General features: G+C 69.9%; 15 protein-coding genes. 3 read left to right on the top strand and 12 right to left on the bottom strand.

Annotation, left to right across the window (positions count from 1 at the left end; genetic code table 11):
- From CVO76_RS01245 to CVO76_RS01235, 3 genes are all read right to left on the bottom strand, one after another.
- On the bottom strand, positions 1-274 hold a 274-nt coding region (locus tag CVO76_RS01245; RefSeq protein WP_208741659.1), incomplete at its 3' end, for a Phenylacetic acid catabolic protein.
- A 94-nt stretch (positions 275-368) separates the two neighbouring features.
- Positions 369-773 carry a hypothetical protein gene (locus CVO76_RS01240; RefSeq protein ID WP_208740404.1) on the bottom strand — a complete coding sequence of 135 codons (405 nt, stop codon included), beginning with the start codon at positions 771-773 and terminating at the stop codon, positions 369-371.
- A 139-nt stretch (positions 774-912) separates the two neighbouring features.
- Complete coding sequence (locus CVO76_RS01235) at positions 913-1,428, bottom strand: helicase associated domain-containing protein (protein WP_208740403.1); 516 nt, start codon at positions 1,426-1,428, stop codon at positions 913-915.
- A 74-nt stretch (positions 1,429-1,502) separates the two neighbouring features.
- On the opposite strand from CVO76_RS01235, the gene CVO76_RS01230 reads away from it, so the two are divergent.
- Positions 1,503-2,114: a TetR/AcrR family transcriptional regulator gene (locus tag CVO76_RS01230; RefSeq protein WP_133081138.1), complete on the top strand. Its 612-nt coding sequence runs from the start codon at positions 1,503-1,505 to the stop codon at positions 2,112-2,114.
- Positions 2,115-2,436: 322 nt separating this feature from the next.
- Positions 2,437-3,246: a type IV toxin-antitoxin system AbiEi family antitoxin domain-containing protein gene (locus tag CVO76_RS01225; RefSeq protein ID WP_208740402.1), complete on the top strand. Its 810-nt coding sequence runs from the start codon at positions 2,437-2,439 to the stop codon at positions 3,244-3,246.
- 99 nt (positions 3,247-3,345) lie between these two features.
- On the opposite strand, the gene paaZ is transcribed toward CVO76_RS01225, so the two are convergent.
- The 4 genes from paaZ to CVO76_RS01205 are packed head-to-tail and all read right to left on the bottom strand — an operon-like array spanning position 3,346 to position 8,334.
- Positions 3,346-5,433 carry a phenylacetic acid degradation bifunctional protein PaaZ gene (gene paaZ, locus CVO76_RS01220; protein WP_208740401.1) on the bottom strand — a complete coding sequence of 696 codons (2,088 nt, stop codon included), beginning with the start codon at positions 5,431-5,433 and terminating at the stop codon, positions 3,346-3,348.
- Positions 5,434-5,447: 14 nt separating this feature from the next.
- On the bottom strand, positions 5,448-6,389 hold the full coding sequence (locus CVO76_RS01215) for a 3-hydroxyacyl-CoA dehydrogenase family protein (RefSeq protein WP_208740400.1): 942 nt from the start codon (positions 6,387-6,389) through the stop codon (positions 5,448-5,450).
- A complete protein-coding gene (locus CVO76_RS01210) occupies positions 6,386-7,126 on the bottom strand; it encodes an enoyl-CoA hydratase/isomerase family protein (RefSeq protein ID WP_208740399.1) in 741 nt (246 codons plus the stop codon). Before CVO76_RS01210 ends, CVO76_RS01215 begins: the two co-directional genes overlap by 4 nt.
- Positions 7,126-8,334, bottom strand: coding sequence for an acetyl-CoA C-acyltransferase (locus CVO76_RS01205; RefSeq protein WP_208740398.1), 1,209 nt, complete (start codon positions 8,332-8,334; stop codon positions 7,126-7,128). The genes CVO76_RS01210 and CVO76_RS01205 overlap by 1 nt, the downstream gene beginning before the upstream one ends.
- A 208-nt stretch (positions 8,335-8,542) precedes the next feature.
- On the opposite strand from CVO76_RS01205, the gene CVO76_RS01200 reads away from it, so the two are divergent.
- Positions 8,543-10,747 carry a S9 family peptidase gene (locus tag CVO76_RS01200; RefSeq protein WP_432206115.1) on the top strand — a complete coding sequence of 735 codons (2,205 nt, stop codon included), beginning with the start codon at positions 8,543-8,545 and terminating at the stop codon, positions 10,745-10,747.
- Here the strand turns inward: CVO76_RS01200 and CVO76_RS01195 are convergent.
- The 5 genes from CVO76_RS01195 to CVO76_RS01175 are packed head-to-tail and all read right to left on the bottom strand — an operon-like array spanning position 10,678 to position 16,419.
- On the bottom strand, positions 10,678-11,757 hold the full coding sequence (locus CVO76_RS01195; protein WP_133081145.1) for a LacI family DNA-binding transcriptional regulator: 1,080 nt from the start codon (positions 11,755-11,757) through the stop codon (positions 10,678-10,680). The genes CVO76_RS01200 and CVO76_RS01195 overlap by 70 nt on opposite strands.
- On the bottom strand, positions 11,757-13,226 hold the full coding sequence (locus tag CVO76_RS01190; protein WP_133081146.1) for a GH1 family beta-glucosidase: 1,470 nt from the start codon (positions 13,224-13,226) through the stop codon (positions 11,757-11,759). The genes CVO76_RS01195 and CVO76_RS01190 overlap by 1 nt, the downstream gene beginning before the upstream one ends.
- A complete protein-coding gene (locus CVO76_RS01185; protein WP_133081147.1) occupies positions 13,223-14,137 on the bottom strand; it encodes a carbohydrate ABC transporter permease in 915 nt (304 codons plus the stop codon). Before CVO76_RS01185 ends, CVO76_RS01190 begins: the two co-directional genes overlap by 4 nt.
- Positions 14,134-15,123 carry a carbohydrate ABC transporter permease gene (locus CVO76_RS01180; RefSeq protein ID WP_208740396.1) on the bottom strand — a complete coding sequence of 330 codons (990 nt, stop codon included), beginning with the start codon at positions 15,121-15,123 and terminating at the stop codon, positions 14,134-14,136. Before CVO76_RS01180 ends, CVO76_RS01185 begins: the two co-directional genes overlap by 4 nt.
- Before the next feature lie 3 nt (positions 15,124-15,126).
- Positions 15,127-16,419 carry an extracellular solute-binding protein gene (locus tag CVO76_RS01175; RefSeq protein WP_133081149.1) on the bottom strand — a complete coding sequence of 431 codons (1,293 nt, stop codon included), beginning with the start codon at positions 16,417-16,419 and terminating at the stop codon, positions 15,127-15,129.
- Between the last annotated feature and the right edge of the window lie 551 nt (positions 16,420-16,970).

The raw sequence follows: 16,970 nt of genomic DNA, 5'->3' as shown, positions 1-16,970 counted from the left end.
GGTTTTCACGAGCCTGTCCGTGACCCGCCTCGTCCTGGACCTTCGCCATCAGCACGGCCTTGCGCTTGAGCGACGGTGCGCGCGTGATCCAGTTCGCCTCCGGCTGCATGCCGATGATCTCGGAGTGCGCGTGCTGGGAGATCTGGCGGGTGAGCGACTTGCGGTAGTCGGCCGGCATCCAGTCACGCGGCTCGATGCGTGAGTCCTGCGCGATGAGGTCGTTGAACAGCCTCTCGCCCTCGACGTCGTGGTCCGTGTGCGTTCCTGCGTTCATCGCTGTAGCCGTCATCGTGCCTACCTCGCTCATCTGGACCGCCCGGCTTATTTACCGACCGTTCGTTCAGTATAGGGAGGTCGGCGAGGGGCAGTCAACGGAACCGGGGGTCCGCGAACGGCAGATCGGTCTCCACCAGGAAGGCGCGCAGCCACGCGAGCGCACTCGCTTCGGAGGTGAAGTACCGGGTGGGATGGATGGCCCTGCACGCGCCCGCGGCCAGCACCTCGTCCATGGGCCCGTCGCCCAGGAGGGCGGCCGCCACGACGAGGGACTCGGCATTGAAGACGGCGCGCGCACCGGGGGGAAGGGCGACGATGTTCGTCATGTCGACGAGGATCGCGTAGGGGCGTCCACGGGAGAGGCGGCGGCTGGCGGCGAGGACGGAGTACGCGTCCTCGGGTGTGATGCACGCTCGCTCGATCCACTCCAGGTGCTGCAGGTCGTCCGAGACCAACGCCACCGTGGCTTTGCCGCCTGCCGCCATCAGGCTCTCCATGGTTCTCCCTCGGGCGACGCAGACCGCCCGGAGCTCCCCTCGACGTCGGGGTAGCCTGTCGCGAACGCGCCGCCGATGAGCCGAAAATACCACCGGCCCGCTCTCTGCGTAAGGGCGGCGCCGAGGCGGGACCCGGGATTCAGCCGACGTGTGCGAGGGACGGGGCCCGGTCGGCACCGGCGGCGTCGAGGATCGCGCGGAGTGCGACGGCGACGTCCGCATCCCTGGTGCCCCCGGTCGACTGCGCGTGCAGCCATGCCGCCAGGCGCTTCTCGCCCGCCGACCTCGGCGCCGCCAGGGACGGCAGGCGCCCCTCCTCCTCGAGGAATTCAGCGATGCTCGCGATCTTCAGCCAGGCCACGCCGCCCTTGGTCGGCGCGCCCTGCGTCGGGGACGCCAGGAGCCCGGCGGCACGCAGCTGCTCCGTGCGGTCAGCGGAAAGCCGACCCGCATGCGCCGATCTGCGCTGCTCGTCGAGCCAGAGCGCGAGCCGGTGCTCGCCGGGGACCGCGGCACGGACAGCGGGTTCCCGGCCCTCGAGGGCCAGGAAGGTTGCGAGCGCTCGCAGTCGGAGTTCCCAGGATGTGGTCGGCACGGAGGCGCCCTCTCGGAGGCGGGTCAGGATGTCGTAGTAAGCATACGCATTATTAGACAAACTAGTGATTCTTGGTGCGCTGCGGCAGGTCCGGGGGCGCGGGACCGACCGAACGGTCGTGTAAAAATGGCGGTATGACTGTCGCCGGGCCCACTCCGATCCCTACCCGTCGCGGGCGGCCGGGCTACGACCAGCAGTCGGTCCTGGCGGTCGCCGTCGCCGCGTTCAACCGCCACGGGTACGAGGCGACGTCGATGGGGATGCTGGCCGAGGAACTCGGCATCAGCAAGTCCGCCATCTACCACCACGTGCCGTCGAAGGGCGACCTCCTGCGGCTGGCCCTGGACCATGCCCTGGGCGGTCTCGAGTCGGTCCTCGAGGATGCGCGGGCGAGTGCGGGCCCGGCGGACGAGCGCCTGGAGTTCGTCCTGCGCGGGACCATCGCCGTCCTCACCGAGCGGCTGCCCTTCGTGACCCTCCTGCTGCGGCTGCGCGGCAACACGGACGTGGAGAGGGATGCCCTCGACCGGCGCCGGACCTTCGACCGCACGGTGGCGGGCCTGGTCGACGCCGCCCGCCACGAGGGATCCATCCGGGGCGACATCGACCCACGGACCACCACGCGCCTTATCTTCGGGACCATCAACTCGATCGTCGAATGGTACAGGCCGGGCGGTCCCCTCTCGGCGGACAAACTGGCCGACGACGTCATCGTCATGGTGTTCGACGGGCTGCACCGGCGCTGACCTGCTGCGCCCTGGCTATTGCCTGCTCCTTCCTGCTTCCTGCTTCCTGCTTCCTGCTTCCTGCTACACGCTGCTGCCTGCTGCTTCCCGCTACACGCTGCTGCCTGTTCGCAACGCTGCTGCCCGCTCCTTCCTGCTACACGCTGCTGCCCGCTCCTTCCTGATACACGCTGCTGCCTGCACGTTCCTCCCACCGACGGGCTCCGTTCGGTGGGGGTTCCCGAACATGCCCACCGATCGACCCCGATCAGTGGGCACACGTGTCGCCCACATAGACCCGCACCACGAGAGCCGCACCCGGCCGAGGCATCATGCTGCTGCCATGGACGTCGTCGCGCTGCTGGCCCGATCAGGCGGAGTCGCGCGAGCACGCGATCTCCTGGCAGCGGGCGCCTCCGCCGCCCTCCTCACCAGGGCGGTGCGGAACGGCGTCGTGCTCCGGGTCGCCCGTGGCGTCTACGCCCTGCCGGACCACGACGCCGGAGCGCGGACGGCGCTGTCCCTGGGCAGCGAGCTGGGATGCATCAGCGCCGCGCAGCTCCGGGGGCTATGGGTGCTTCGTCCACCCCGCCTGCTGCATGTCACAACCGACTCCGGGCATGGGATCGACAGTGACCGGGTGCGGGTTCATCGTGCTGCCCGTCCCGTCTCCGACCTCACGGTGTGCCTGCAGGTGATGCGCTGCCTCCCCGAACTCGATGCCCTGTGCATCGTCGAGTCCGCCGTGGTCCGCGGCTCGGTGTCGCTCGAGGACCTGCGGGGGCAGGCCCTGGGGCGCAGATCCGGCTCCGTTCGCCGGATCGTGGGATCGGTGGATCCGCACGCCGAGTCGATCCTGGAGACGGTCGCCCGGTACCACCTCCTCAGGGCCGGCTTCCAGATCTCGTCGCAGGTGCACATCCCGGGGGTGGGCCGCCTCGATCTCTTCGTCGACGGCGTTCTCGGCATCGAGGCCGATGGACGGCAGCACCACAGCGACCGGCGGGAGTTCGAGGAGGACCGCCGCCGGTGGAACATCCTCACCACCCGGGGAGTCCCTGTCCTCCGCGTGACCCGGAGCCTGCTCTTCGATGCTCCCGGGCAGTTCATCCAGCTCGTACGGGCCACCCTCGCGACACGTTCCCCCCACTGATGGGGGCCGTTCGGTGGGAATGTCCGACCATGCCCGCCGACTCGCCCTGATCAGTGGGAGGAACCCGCCGTCAGCCCGGCCGGACGGGCCCATCCGCCGCTACTTCTGCACGAGGGTCAGGACGTCGTAGGTCGCCACGAGCTCGTCGTCCTGGTTCTGCAGGACGGCGTCCCAGACCACCTCGCCGTACTCGTCCGTCTCGCGCGGCGTGATGCGCTTCGCGGTCAGGGTCACACGGATCGAGTCGCCCGCGGCGACGGGCGTGATGAACCGGAGGTTCTCCAGCCCGTAGTTGGCAAGGACGGGCCCCGGAGCGGGGTCGACGAACAGGCCCGCACCCCAGGACAGCAGCAGGTAGCCGTGCGCCACGATCCCGGGGAAGAAGGGATTGGCGGCCGCCGCTTCCTCGTTCGTGTGGGCGTAGAACGTGTCACCCGTCGTCTCGGCGAACGCGGTGATGTCCGCCAGCGTCACCTCGCGGAGCTCAGAGCGCACGGCGTCGCCGATCCGCAGCGCCGCGAGGTCCTTGCGGAACGGGTGGACGTCGTCGAACCGGCGGTCCGCGCCCGTGTGCCACTCCCCCGTGATGGCGGTGAGCATGTTCGGGGATCCCTGCACCGCCGTGCGCTGCATGTGGTGCAGGACCGAGCGCATGCCGCCGAGTTCCTCACCGCCGCCCGCCCGTCCCGGGCCGCCGTGCACGAGATGCGGCACGGGCGAGCCGTGCCCGGTGGACGTCCGGGCGTCCTCGCGGTTGAGGATCAGCACGCGACCGTGATGCGCGGCGATGCCCATCACCAGCTCCTGGGCCACCGCCGGATCGTTGGTGCACACGGTCGCTACGAGGGACCCCGAGCCGAGGGCCGCCAGGTGCACGGCATGGGACAGATCGGCGTAGCCGATGACGGAGGCGACCGGCCCGAACGCCTCGACGGAGTGGAGGGCGCCTGCCTCCACGTCCTCCCAGGTGAGGAGCAGGGGCTCCATGAACGCGCCGCCCGGGACCGTGCCCCGGGTGTTGTCGGCACGCAGCACCTCCGGCGCGTCGAGCGATCCGAACGCGACGGCCCCACCCGAGGCCAGCAGTTCCCGCACCGAGCCGTGCACGCCCTCGAGCTGCTCGAGCGAGGCGAGCGCTCCCATGGTGACCCCTTCGGCGCGCGGGTCGCCGAGCGTGACCCGCGACCGGATGCGGTCGCCCGCCGCGCGGACGACGTCGTCGACGAGGGCCTCGGGCACGATGGACCGGCGGATACTGGTGCATTTCTGGCCGGCCTTGACGGTCATCTCGGTGACCAGCGATTTCACGAAGGCGTCGAACTCGGGGGTGCCGGGAACGGCGTCGGGGCCGAGGATGGCCGCATTCAGCGAGTCCGTCTCGCACGTGAACCGCACGCCGCCACGGGCCACCGAGGGGTGGGACTTCAGGTGGTTCGCGGTGGACGCCGAACCGGTGAAGGACACGAGGTCGCGATAGTCGAGGTGGTCGAGGATGTCGCGGGCGGGCCCGGAGACGAGCTGCAGGGAGCCCTCGGGGAGGATCGCCGAGCCGATGATCAGCTTCACGACGGCCGCCGCGAGGAAGCCCGTGGGCGTGGCGGGCTTCACGATGGTCGGCACGCCGGCGAGGAACGCGGGAGCGAGCTTCTCGAGCATGCCCCACACCGGGAAGTTGAAGGCGTTGATCTGGACGGCGACGCCCGGTATGCGCGTGTGGATGTGCGTCCCGAGGAACGAGCCGTCCTTGGACAGCACCTCGGGCGGGCCGTCGACGATGACGTGGGAGTTCGGCAGCTCCCGGCGGCCCTTGGACCCGAAGGTGAACAGGACGCCGATGCCGCCGTCGATGTCCACCATGGAGTCGACCTTCGTGGCTCCGGTCTTCGCGGACAGCTCGTAGAGCGGCTCGCGGTGCGCATTGAGGTGCTGCGCGAGCTCCTTGAGCTTCAGTGCGCGCTCGTGGAAGGTGAGGCGGCCCAGGGCCGCCTGCCCCGTGGTCCGCGCGAACCGGACGGCGGCCGCGGTGTCGATGCCGGCCGTGCTGACGACGGCGAGTTCCTCGCCCGTGCTGGCATCACGGACCACCGTGCCGTCGCCCTCCGCTGCCGAGCGGTCGGGGGTCCACCAGGCGTCCTCGAGGAAGCTGGGGACGACGTCGATCTGTACTCGTTCCGGGGCGGTTGTCATGGTCCGCTCGCCTTTCACTCGTGCTGCTGGAACGCCGGGCGCGTACCGGCCTGTTCCTGTGGGGTCGGGTCCTGCCGGGTCGGGGGGACGGGCGACGGCGGGGCGTCGTCCCAGTCGAAGAAGCCCTGGCCGCTCTTGCGTCCGAGCCGGCCCTGCGCCACCTTCTCGCGCAGGATCGCGGGTGGGGCGAAGCGTGGACCGAGCGTGGATTCGAGGTACTCCGCGATGCCGAGGCGCACGTCCAGTCCCACGATGTCGGTGGTGCGGAGCGGACCCACGGGGTGCCTGTAGCCGAGGACCATCGCCGCATCGATGTCCTCCGCCGTCGCCACGCCCTCCTCGAGCATCCGCATGGCCTCGAGGGCGATGGCGACACCGAGCCGCGAGCTCGCGAACCCCGGGGTGTCACGCACGACGACGGGCGTCTTGCCGAGCGCGTCCACCCAGGACCGCGCGGCCGCTTCGAGCGCCGCTGACGTCGCCGCTCCGAGGACCACCTCGATCAGGGTCGACGCCGGGACCGGGTTGAAGAAGTGGAGTCCGCAGAACCGCTCGGGCCGCTGCAGCACGGCCGCGAGCGCGTCCACGGACAGGGACGAGGTGTTCGTCGCGAGCCAGGCGGCGCCGTCGAGCACGTCCTCGACCGCCCGCAACGCCTGCCGCTTCAGGCCGAGGTCCTCCGGGACCGCCTCGACGACGAGCGAGCAGGGCGCGAAGGCGGCGTAGTCGGTGGAGACGGAGATCCGTGCGGACAGCCGGTCGAGGTCCTCCGTCGTCGTCCCGCGCTCCACGCTGCGCGCGAGGGCCTGCGTCACGCGCCCGAGCCCGGCCGATGCGGCCTCCTCGTCGCGCTCGACGACGACGACGTCGGACCCGGCGAGGCAGAAGGCGTGCGCGATGCCCGCGCCCATCCGCCCGCCACCGAGTACGCCGACACGGGTGGGGAATCCGCTCATGAGCCCTTCTTCCGGTCCAGGAACCGCTGCATGCGGTCGAACTTCGCCTCGGATTCGAACAGGACGGCCTGCGCCAGCTGGTCGATCAGGGGATGGGCCTCCCGTGGGGCATGGAACACGCTCTTGGTGATCCGCACGGCCAGCGGGTCCTGCCGGCCGATCCGGTCCGCGAGGTCGTGTGCGGCCGGCAGGAGGTCCTCCGGGGCGTGGATCGCGGTGATGAGCCGCGCGTCGAGCGCCTCCTCGGCGGTCAGGATGCGACCGGCCAGGAGGATCTCCAGTGCGAGGGGCTCCCCCACGAGCTCCCTGAGGCGCCAGGTCGCGCCGGCAGCCGGGAGGATGCCGAGGCCCGTCTCCGGATTGCCGATCCTCAGGCGGGGCGTGCCGAGCCGGAAGTCGGCGGCGAAGGCGAGTTCCGCTCCGCCGCCGAGGGCGTAGCCGTCGAGGGCGGCGATGACGGGCATGGGGAGGGCGGCGATCCGCGCGAAGAGCGTCGAGTTGATCCCTGCGAGGGCGTCGTCGCGCCGCCGCTCCCGCAGCTCGGCGATGTCGGCGCCCGACGCGAAGACGCCGTCGGACCCCAGGAGGATGAGCGTGCGCGGGGCGCGCTCGAGGTCACTGCAGACGGTGTGGAGTTCGTCGACCATCTGCCGGTCGATCGCATTGCGGACCTCGGGCCGGTGCAGTTCGACGACGAGCCGCGCCTCCCCCTCGGTGACCCGGAGAGCGGCGGGCATCAGACGGCCTCCACGAGCAGGGCCGTGCCCTGCCCCACGCCGACGCACATCGTCGCGAGGCCGAGGCGCCGCGCGGGGCCGGACAGTTCGCGCTCGAGCCGGCCGAGCAGCGTGACCGCGATCCGGGCGCCCGACGAGCCGAGCGGGTGGCCGAGGGCGATCGCGCCGCCGTCGCGGTTGACGATCTCCTCGTCGAGGCCGAGGCGGCGGATGCAGGCGAGCGACTGCGTGGCGAACGCCTCGTTGAGTTCGACGGCGCCGAGGTCGGCGATGGACAGGCCCGTGCGTTCGAGCACCCTGTGCGTGGCCGGGACCGGCCCGATCCCCATGACCTCCGGCGGGACGCCCGCGGACGCGCCCTCGAGGATGCGCGCACGCGGCGTCAGGCCGTAGCGCTCCACGGCCGCTTCGGAGGCGACGACGACGGCGGAGGCGCCGTCGTTGAGCGAACTCGAGTTCCCGGCCGTGACGATGCCGTCCGGCCGGACGACGGGTCGCAGCTTCGCGAGGACTTCGAGGGTGGTGTCCTCGCGGGGCCCCTCGTCGGTGTCCATGGAGAACGAGGTCCTGCCGCGGTTGATCTGGACGGGCACGATCTCGTCGTCGAACCGTCCCGCCTGCATGGCGGCGAGGGCGCGCTGGTGGGAGCGCAGGGCGAAGGCATCGGCGTCCTCGCGCGTGATGCGGTCCAGGGCCGCGAGTTCCTCCGCCGTCTCGGGCATCGAGTAGGTGGCCTTGTCCCGTGCGGCGAGCAACGGGTTCGTGAAGCGCCAGCCGATCGAGGTGTCGAAGACGGCGCCGGGCCGGGCGAAGGCCTTGTCCGGCTTCTCCATCACCCACGGGGCGCGGCTCATTGATTCGACGCCTCCGGCGACGACGACATCCGCAGCCCCGGCCCGGACCATGTGGGATGCCATGATGATGGCCGAGAGGCCGGAGGCGCAGAGCCTGTTGACGGTGATACCGGGAACGCTGTCGGGGTAGCCGGCGAGCAGCGAGGCCAGGCGTGCCACGTTGCGGTTCTCCTCCCCGGCGCCGTTGGCGTTGCCGAGGATCACCTCGTCCACGGTGGCGGGGTCGACGCCGGCGCGCTGCACGACGGCGGAGAGGACGAGGGCCGCGAGGTCGTCCGGGCGGACGCCGGAGAGGGCTCCGCCGTACCGGCCGACGGGAGTGCGGACACCGCCCACCAGGAAAGCCTCGGCCATGGTCGTCTCCCTCGTCGTCGTGGTCCTGCCGGCGAATTACCGAACGTTCGTTCTGTAAAAGCCTGCTCCAGAATTGCACGCCCGTCCGGCCGGGTCAACCGGCCGCTCCCGGACGCGCCGGCGCGGCACCCGAAGGGGCTGCGGAGGGACGGTGGAGGGCTTCCCCGGGGGTCGGTGGGGCCCTGGCGGCAGTGGCGCCGGTGGCAAGATGGGAACCATGACCGCTGATGCCACCGCACTCGTCGTCCCCGTCCCGCCCCCGGCCAGCAAGGTGCCCCATGTGCGCACGCACCATGGCGACACCTTCGTCGACTCCTACGAGTGGATGCGCGACAAGGAGAGCCCCGAGCTGATCGACTACCTCCAGCGCGAGAACCGGTACGCGGAGGCCGTCACGCGCCACCAGGAACCGCTCCGCGAGGCCATCTTCGGCGAGATCAAGGAACGCACGCAGGAGACCGACCTCTCCGTCCCCGCCCGCAAGAAGGGGTGGTGGTACTATTCGCGCACCGAGGAGGGGAAGCAGTACGGCATCCAGTGCCGCGTGGCCGCGGAGGACACCGGGGATCTCGGCCGCGACTGGACGCCGCCCGAGGTGGTTCCCGGCCGGCCCGTCGAGGGCGAACAGATCCTCCTCGACGGCAACGAACTCGCCGAGGGCAAGCCCTTCTTCTCCCTCGGCGGCCTGTCCGTCACGGAGGACGGCACGCTGCTCGCGTACAGTGAGGACAACGCGGGTGACGAGCGCTTCACGCTGCGCATCAAGGACCTCGGAACGGGCGAGCTCCTCCCCGACGAGGTGCCGAACGTCTTCTACGGACTGTCCTTCGCCCCCGACGGGACGCGCGTCTACTACACCGTCGTCGACGACTCCTGGCGCCCCTACCAGGTGCGGGTGCACACCCTGGGCACGCCGGTCGAGGAGGACGCCGTCGTCTACCAGGAGGACGACGTCGCGATGTGGACCGGCTTCGAGGTGTCGGCCGACCGCACGCAGCTCCTCATCAGCATCGGGTGTTCCGAGTACAGCGAGTACCGTGTCCTGGACCTCGCGGATCCCGGGGCCGGGCTCACCACGCTGGTCCCCCGCGACGAGCGCATCCTGTACGACGCCGAGCCGGTCACCATCGCGGGCGTGCCGCACTACCTGCTGACCCACGACCGCGACGCGAAGAACTCCATGGTGAGCCTCGTGGCGGCGTCCGAATTCGCCAGGCCGCTCGCCGACCAGGAGTGGACGACGGTGCTCGCCCACGACGACGCTGTGCGCGTCAACGGCCTCACGGTCACCCGCACGCACGTGGTGCTGTCGGTGCGGAAGGACACGATCGAACGGGTGCAGGTCCTTCCCCTCGCCGGCCTGGGGACGCCGGACCAGGGGCAGCCGACGGAACCGGACTTCGACGAGGAGCTGTTCACGAGCAACCTCGCCAACGCCGAGTTCGACTCCCCGATCATCCGGCTGTCCTACGCCTCCTACCTCACGCCGCCGCGCGTGTACGACTACGTCCTCGAGGACGGTACGCTGGCACTCCGCAAGGAGACGGAGGTGCGCGGCGGCTACGACCCCGCCTCCTACGTCGCGGAGCGCCAGTGGGCGCCGGCCGCGGACGGCACCCTGATCCCGCTCTCGGTCGTCCGCCGTGCGGAACTGTCCCAGGACGGTACGAACCCCGCCGTCATCTACGCCTACGGCAGCTACGAGGCGAGTATGGACCCTGCGTTCTCGATCGCCAGGCTGTCGCTGCTGGATCGGGGCATCATCTACGTCACCGCGCACATCCGCGGCGGCGGCGAGATGGGTCGCAGCTGGTACGACCAGGGCAAGAAGCTCGCGAAGAAGAACACCTTCACCGATTTCGTGGACGCCACCACGTACCTCGCCGACTCGGGCTGGGTGGACGCCGGCCGCATCGCGGCCATGGGCGGATCGGCGGGCGGGCTGCTCATGGGCGCCGTCGCGAACCTCGCACCCGAGAAGTACCGGGCCATCGTCGCGCAGGTGCCGTTCGTCGACGCCCTGACCACGATCCTCGATCCCGAGCTGCCCCTCTCGGCGCTCGAGTGGGAGGAGTGGGGGAACCCCATCACCGATGCGGAGGTGTACCGCTACATGAAGGAGTACACGCCCTACGAGAACGTCCGCCCCGTGGCCTATCCGCGCATCGCGGCGGTCACCAGCTTCAACGACACCCGGGTGCTCTACGTCGAGCCCGCCAAGTGGGTGGCGCAGCTCCGCGAGACGACGACCGGCAGCGAGCCGATCGTCCTCAAGACCGAGCTGGACGGCGGCCACGGTGGAGCGAGCGGACGCTACTCCCGCTGGCGCGACGTGGCCTGGGACTACGCGTTCGCCGCGGACGCGGTGGGCGCCACCGCGGTGCTGGCGCGCTCCACCAGCTCCGTGGTGTAGATGACGGGCTCCGGGTGCGAGCCCGGGGCCTCGATCTCCTCGAGCAGCATGGTGCCGGCCTTCACGGCCATCCGGACCATGGGCTGGGTGATGGTGGTCAGGGGTGTCGGCGCGGTCTCCGCCACGGCATGGTTGTCGTAGCCGACCAGCGCGATGTCCCCCGGGACCGTCCTGCCCGCCGCCTGGACGACGTCGAGCACGCCGAGCGCCATGAGGTCCGAGGCCGCGAAGATCCCGTCGATCTCGGGGTGCTCGGCGAGCAGCCGGCGAGCCGCGGCCGCGCCGCCGTCCGTGGTGAAGTCCGCGTGGACCACGGGACCGTCGGGAAGCCCTGCGTCGGCGAGACCGGCTCGCCAGCCGCGGAGGCGGTCGACGGCGGCGGTCATGTCCGCGGGGCCGGCGACCGTGGCGAGGCGCCGTCGCCCGATACCCGCGAGGTGCTGGGCGGCCAGGCGCCCGCCCCCGACGTTGTCGGTATCCACATAGGTGACGTCGAACGCCATGTCCCACGGCCGTCCGATGAAGATGGTGGGAAGGCCGGTCTCGGCCAGCGATCTGGCCCAGGAATCGGCCTTGTGGTGCGAGACCACGATGGCGCCGTCGACGTGCCCGCCCCGCAGGTAGCGCAGGGTGCGGGACGAGTCGTCCTCGGTCCGCGACATCAGCAGCACCAGTTGGACGTCGGTCTCCCGGAGCGCCTCCGTGATGCCGGTGATGACGACGGCGAAGAAGGGATCCATCATGACGCGGACGTCCGGCTCGGGGATCACCAGGGCGATCGAGGAGGTCCGGCGGGTCACCAGGCTGCGAGCCGCACGGTTCGGGATGTACCCGAGGGCGACGACGGCCCGGTCCACGGCCGCCTGCGCCTCGGGGCTGACCCGATCGCCGCCGTTGATGGCCCGGGACGCCGTGGACCGCGACACCCCGGCCGCCACGGCGAGGTCCTCGAGCGTGGGGCTCGGGCGGGCCGTGGTCGGGCGCAGCGACCGGGGCGGCGACGTGTTCATCACCTCGACAATACGGCACCGGCCTTCTCGGCGTCCGGCGACGACGGGCGCTCCGGCAGCTGGTTCGAGGCCGCGAGCCGCGCGTACCAGAGGGCACTCGCCTTCGGCGTCCGTTCCTGGGTCTCGTAATCCACGCGCACCAGACCGAACCGCTGGTGGTACCCCCAGGCCCACTCGAAGTTGTCCATGAGCGACCAGGCGAGGTAGCCGCGCAGGTCGACGCCGTCGTCGATCGCGTCCTTCATGGCGCGGACGTGGACATCGAAGAACGCGAGGCGATCCTGGTCGTCCACGAAGCCGGACCCGTCCGCGGTGTCGTCGTACGCGGCGCCGTTCTCGGTGATGTAGAGGGGGATGCCCGCGGGCCCGGTGTACTCGTCCTGCAGCCGGTTGAGCAGGCGGCGGAGGCCCTCGGGCTGAACCTCCCAGTCCATCGCGGTGACCGGCAGGCCGCGCGGGACGGAGCGCACGCCGTGCGCGGCGACGTAGGGCGAGGAGACCGGGCGTTCGAGGGGGGCATGGCCCTCCTGGGGCGCAGCCTCGTCCGACGGCGTCTTCGTCACGGCCTCGCCGTGGTAGTAGTTCACGCCCAGGACGTCGATCGGCGTTGCGATGATCGCGAGGTCGCCGTCCCGGATCGCATCCGTCAGGCCGAGGTGCTCGACGTCCCGGAGGAGGTCCTCCGGGTACTCGCCGCGCAGCACGGGATCGACGAAGATGCGGTTGAACTGCCCGTCGATCCGGCGCGCGGCGTCGCGGTCCGCCTCGCTGGAAGGATCGAGCGGATCGGCAACCGTGAAGTTGAGCGTGATGCCGAGCGTCGCGTCCGCGTCGCGTCGGCGGAGCTCCTGCGTCGCGAGTCCGTGCCCGAGGAGCAGGTGATGGGCAGCGGCGAGGGCTGCCGTGGGCTCCTGCCGTCCGGGTGCGTGCACGCCGGCTGCGTAGCCGAGGAACGCCGCGCACCAGGGCTCGTTGAGGGTGGTCCAGATGCGGACGCGGTCACCGAGCGCCTCGTGCATGACGGCCGCGTACTCCGCGAACCGGTAGGCCGTCTCCCGGTTCGTCCAGCCGCCCTCGTCCTCGAGTGCCTGCGGCAGGTCCCAGTGGTACAGGGTGAGCCATGGCTTGATGCCGGCTTCGATGAGCTGGTCCACGAGGGTGGAGTAGAAGCGGATGCCCTCGATGTTCGGGGTCACCCCGTCCGGCATGCAGCGCGACCACGAGGTCGAGAAGCGGTAGGCCTGCAGGTTGAGGCTCTTCATCAGTGCGACGTCGTCGGCCGACCGGTGGTAGTGGTCGCAGGCCACGTCGCCGTTGTGTGCATCCGCCACGGCTCCGGGGACACGGGTGAAGGTGTCCCAGATGGAGGGTCCCCTGCCGCCTTCCCGGGCGGCGCCCTCGATCTGGTAGGCGGCTGTCGCCGCTCCCCAGAGGAAACCCTCGGGGAAGGTGATGTCGGTGCTGCTCATCCTTTGACTGCTCCTTGCATGATTCCTGAAACGAGTTGACGTCCCGCCACGGCGAAGAGGAGCAGGAGCGGGATGGTGGAGAGCACCGCTCCGGCGAGCACGATCGAGTAATCGACGAAGTGCGCGGCCTGGAGCAGCTGCAGCGCCACCGGGAGGGTGGGGTTGGACGGATCCAGCACGATGAACGGCCAGAAGAAGTTCGTCCAGGTGGCGACGAACGTGAACAGCGCGAGCATCGCCGCAGCCGGTCGGGCCGCGGGGAGACCAACGTACCAAAAGGCCTGGATCATGGAGGCACCGTCGATCCGGACGGCCTCGATGAGCTCGTCCGGCAGGGCATCCCGCAGGTACTGGGTCATCCAGAAGACGCCGAACGCCGTCACGATGCCGGGCACGATGACGGCCCAGAGCGAGCCGGTCCAGCCGAGCTTCGCCATCACGATGAACAGCGGCACCACGCCGAGCTGGGTGGGCACCGCCATCGTGGCGATCACGAACACCAGCAGGCCCTTGCTGCCCCGGAAGCGGAGCTTGGCGAAGGCGAAGCCGGCGAGGGTGGAGAACAGCACCACGGATGCCGCCGTGACGGTGGAGACGATGATGCTGTTGCTGAGCGCCTTCCAGAACGGGATGCTGTCCAGGACCGATGCCGCGTTGGCCAGGAAGTTGCCGCCCGGGATCATCGGCACGCCCTTGCTGATGACGGAGCTGTCATGGCTGCCGACCAGGAAGGACCACCAGAGCGGGAACACCGAGCCGAGGATGACCGCGCCGAGGAACCCGTAGGTGAGGAACCCGGGACGGCGCATGGTCCCGCCGGGTGCACCCCGGCGTCGCGCGCCGAGGCCCCGCTGGGCGGCGCGGGCCGCGCCCTTCCCTGCGGTCTGCTCGATCATGGGGATGGAGCTCATCGTCGGCCTCCCTGGTTCGCGATGCGGCGGGTGATGAGGAAGTTGGCCATCGCGATCACGACGATGATCAGGAACAGGAGCCAGGCGACCGCCGAGGCCCTGCCGAAGTTGCGCTGGCCCCAGCCGAGCTCCCAGATGTACATGGTCAGCGTCTGCCATTGCCGGTCCGCCCCGCCGAGACCCGCCTGGTCGAAGACCCGGGCCTCGTCGAAGATCTGCAGGCCGCCGATGGTGGCTGTGATGACCACGAAGATGATGGTGGGGCGCAGCATCGGCACGGTGACGGAGAAGAACTGCCGGAGGCGTCCGGCGCCGTCGATGGTCGCCGCCTCGTAGACGTCCCGGGGGATGGCCTGCATGGCGGCGAGGAAGATCAGCGCGTTGTACCCGGTCCACCGGAAGTTCACCATGGTCGCGATCGCCGCGTGGCTGGCGAGTGAATCGGAGTGCCAGCGGACCGGGTCCAGCCCTATCCCCGTCAACAGCTCGTTGAACAGGCCTGCCTGGTCAGCGAAGAGGTTGTTGAAGATCAACCCTACGGCCACGGGGGCCACCACGAAGGGGACGAGGACGCCCATCCGCCAGAACGTCCTGGCCCGCAGGTTGGCGTCGAGCACCGCGGCGATGGCGATGGCAAGGACGACCTGCGGGACGGACGAGAGGAGGAAGATGCTGAACGTATTGCCTACCGCGTTCCAGAAGAACGGCTGCGCGAGCACGAACTCGTAGTTCTCCAGTGCCGTGAAATCGCCCTGGCCCCCGATGAGGTTCCAGCTGTGGAGCGAGACCCATGCCGTGTAGAGCAGGGGGAACAGGCCCGTGATGGCGAAGAGCAGGAAGAACGGTGAGATGTAGAGATACGGAGACAGCTTGACGTCCCACTTCGACACCTTCTGGGAGAAGGCCAGGCGCTTCACGCGAGTCTCGCGTGAGGTCCGCCGATTCGTGTTGGGAGGTGGGGATTGGACCCGGTCCGTGACGGCCATCGGCTACAGAGCGCCCACAGCGGTGGTGAACTTCTCCCAGGAGGAGGCGGGGTCATCGGTCTCGTCGACGTCGACACGGGTCAGGGCCTGCTGCATCGCATCGTTGATGGCGAAGTACTTGGGGCCCTTGAACGGCGTGACCTCGACGGCGGTGGCCCGATTGGCGAGAATCTGGCCGGTGGGTGCGTCGTTGAAGAACGGATCGACCTGTCCCTGCAGCTCCTCGCTCTCGAGCGCCTCGACCTGGCTGGGGAACGTGCCCTTCGACTCGAAGGCCTTGATCTGCTGCTCCGGGGCGGTCAGCCACTCGGCGAGCTTCTTCGCCTCAGCCTGGTTCTCGCCCTGGGTGGGGACGGTCAGGTAGGAGCCGCCCCAGTTGCCGCCGCCGCCGGGGAAGACATCGGCGATGTCCCAGCCCTCGACGCCCTCGGCGTTGCCCTCGATGACTCCGAGCATCCAGCCCGGGCAGAGCTTCGTAGCGAACGCGTCGGACTGGAAGCTCGCCACCCAGTCGTCCTCCCACTGCGTGAGGTGCGCGGAGAGCCCGTCCGTGACGGACGCCTGGAGGACCTGCTCGTAGATGTCCTTGACCTCGGGGTTCTCGGTGGCGATCACCGTGCCGTCGTTGTCCTCGTAGGCGTTCTGGACCTGGTTGATCATGCCCTGGTAGGTGGCGCCGGCGGAATCGAACCACGCGACGCCGTCGCTGGCGGCCACGAATTCCTTACCGGCGTCGAAGTAGTCCTGCCAGGAGCCGTCGAGCAACGCGGCGACGGACTCGCGATCGCTGGGCAGCCCGGCCTTCTCGAACAGGTCGGCCCGGTAGCACACGCCCTGGGGGCCGGCGTCGGTGCCGTACCCGATGAGCTGTCCGTCCTCCGTGGTGGCGGCTTCCGTCTTCCAGTCGAGCCAGCGGCCCTCGACGGCCGGGTCGGTGAGGTCGGCGAACTGGTCGGGGAACTCGAGCAGCTCGGGCAGCCAGTCGACCTCGATGCCTTCGATGTCGGACAGCCCGGACCCTGCGGCCAGACGGGTGGTGAGATTGTCGCGGGCCTCGTTGGAGGTGGCGGCCTTCTTGTGATTGATCGTGACGTTCGGGTTGAGCTGCTCGTACTCCTCGAAGAGCTCCTCGTAGCCGAATTCGTTGAACGTCCCGACGGAGAGGGTGACGTCGTCCGTACCGGTCTCGCCTTCGACTCCGGCGTTGTCCGAACCGCCGGATCCACAGGCGGTGAGGGCCAGGGCGAGGCATGCCGCCGTAGCGGAAAGTGCGGTGATGCGTGCTCTGCTGTGCACGGTTGACTCCTTTGTCAGCTTGATTCCGCCGCCGGTTGCAGCGGACTCGGGTGAGCATCCCTGGCGGACGCAGTGTCCGGACGGGTTCGGGCCGGGGCCGATCCTTGTCGGCGGCCTCCGGTGGGTTGGCGGCAGCGGGTTGCGGGAGCACCCGGAGCCCGCCGCCGACGCGGGATGATGATGTCGGCGGGATCGCCGTCCTCCGGCAGATCAGTTCCGGTGGGAGCGCTCTCACGACGTGCCACTCATCCTGACTGTGACGTACGGCACTGTCAAGTGGGAGCGCTTCCACCACCACGGGATGGGAAAAAGCTGGACTATCGCCGCAGGTCAGACGCCGATCACGGTATCGGACGTGACCCTATTGTTATGTGGCGGCGGTACCGGCGGACGTGCCGCCGCTAGAGTTGCGCTCACCCGGTACCCGACCACGAGGAGTTCACAGGCGATGAACCAGGAGTCTTTCCCCCCATGGACCATCACGCTCGGCGAGCTCGACGAGAAGATGGGTGTCGTGATCCTGGAGCAGTCGGCGGAGCGCGTCGTCGCGA

The sequence above is a fragment of the Arthrobacter agilis genome (genome assembly GCF_002953615.1).
GTDB classification, from domain to species: domain Bacteria; phylum Actinomycetota; class Actinomycetes; order Actinomycetales; family Micrococcaceae; genus Arthrobacter_D; species Arthrobacter_D agilis_B.
This window is presented reverse-complemented; position numbering and strand designations above follow the sequence as displayed.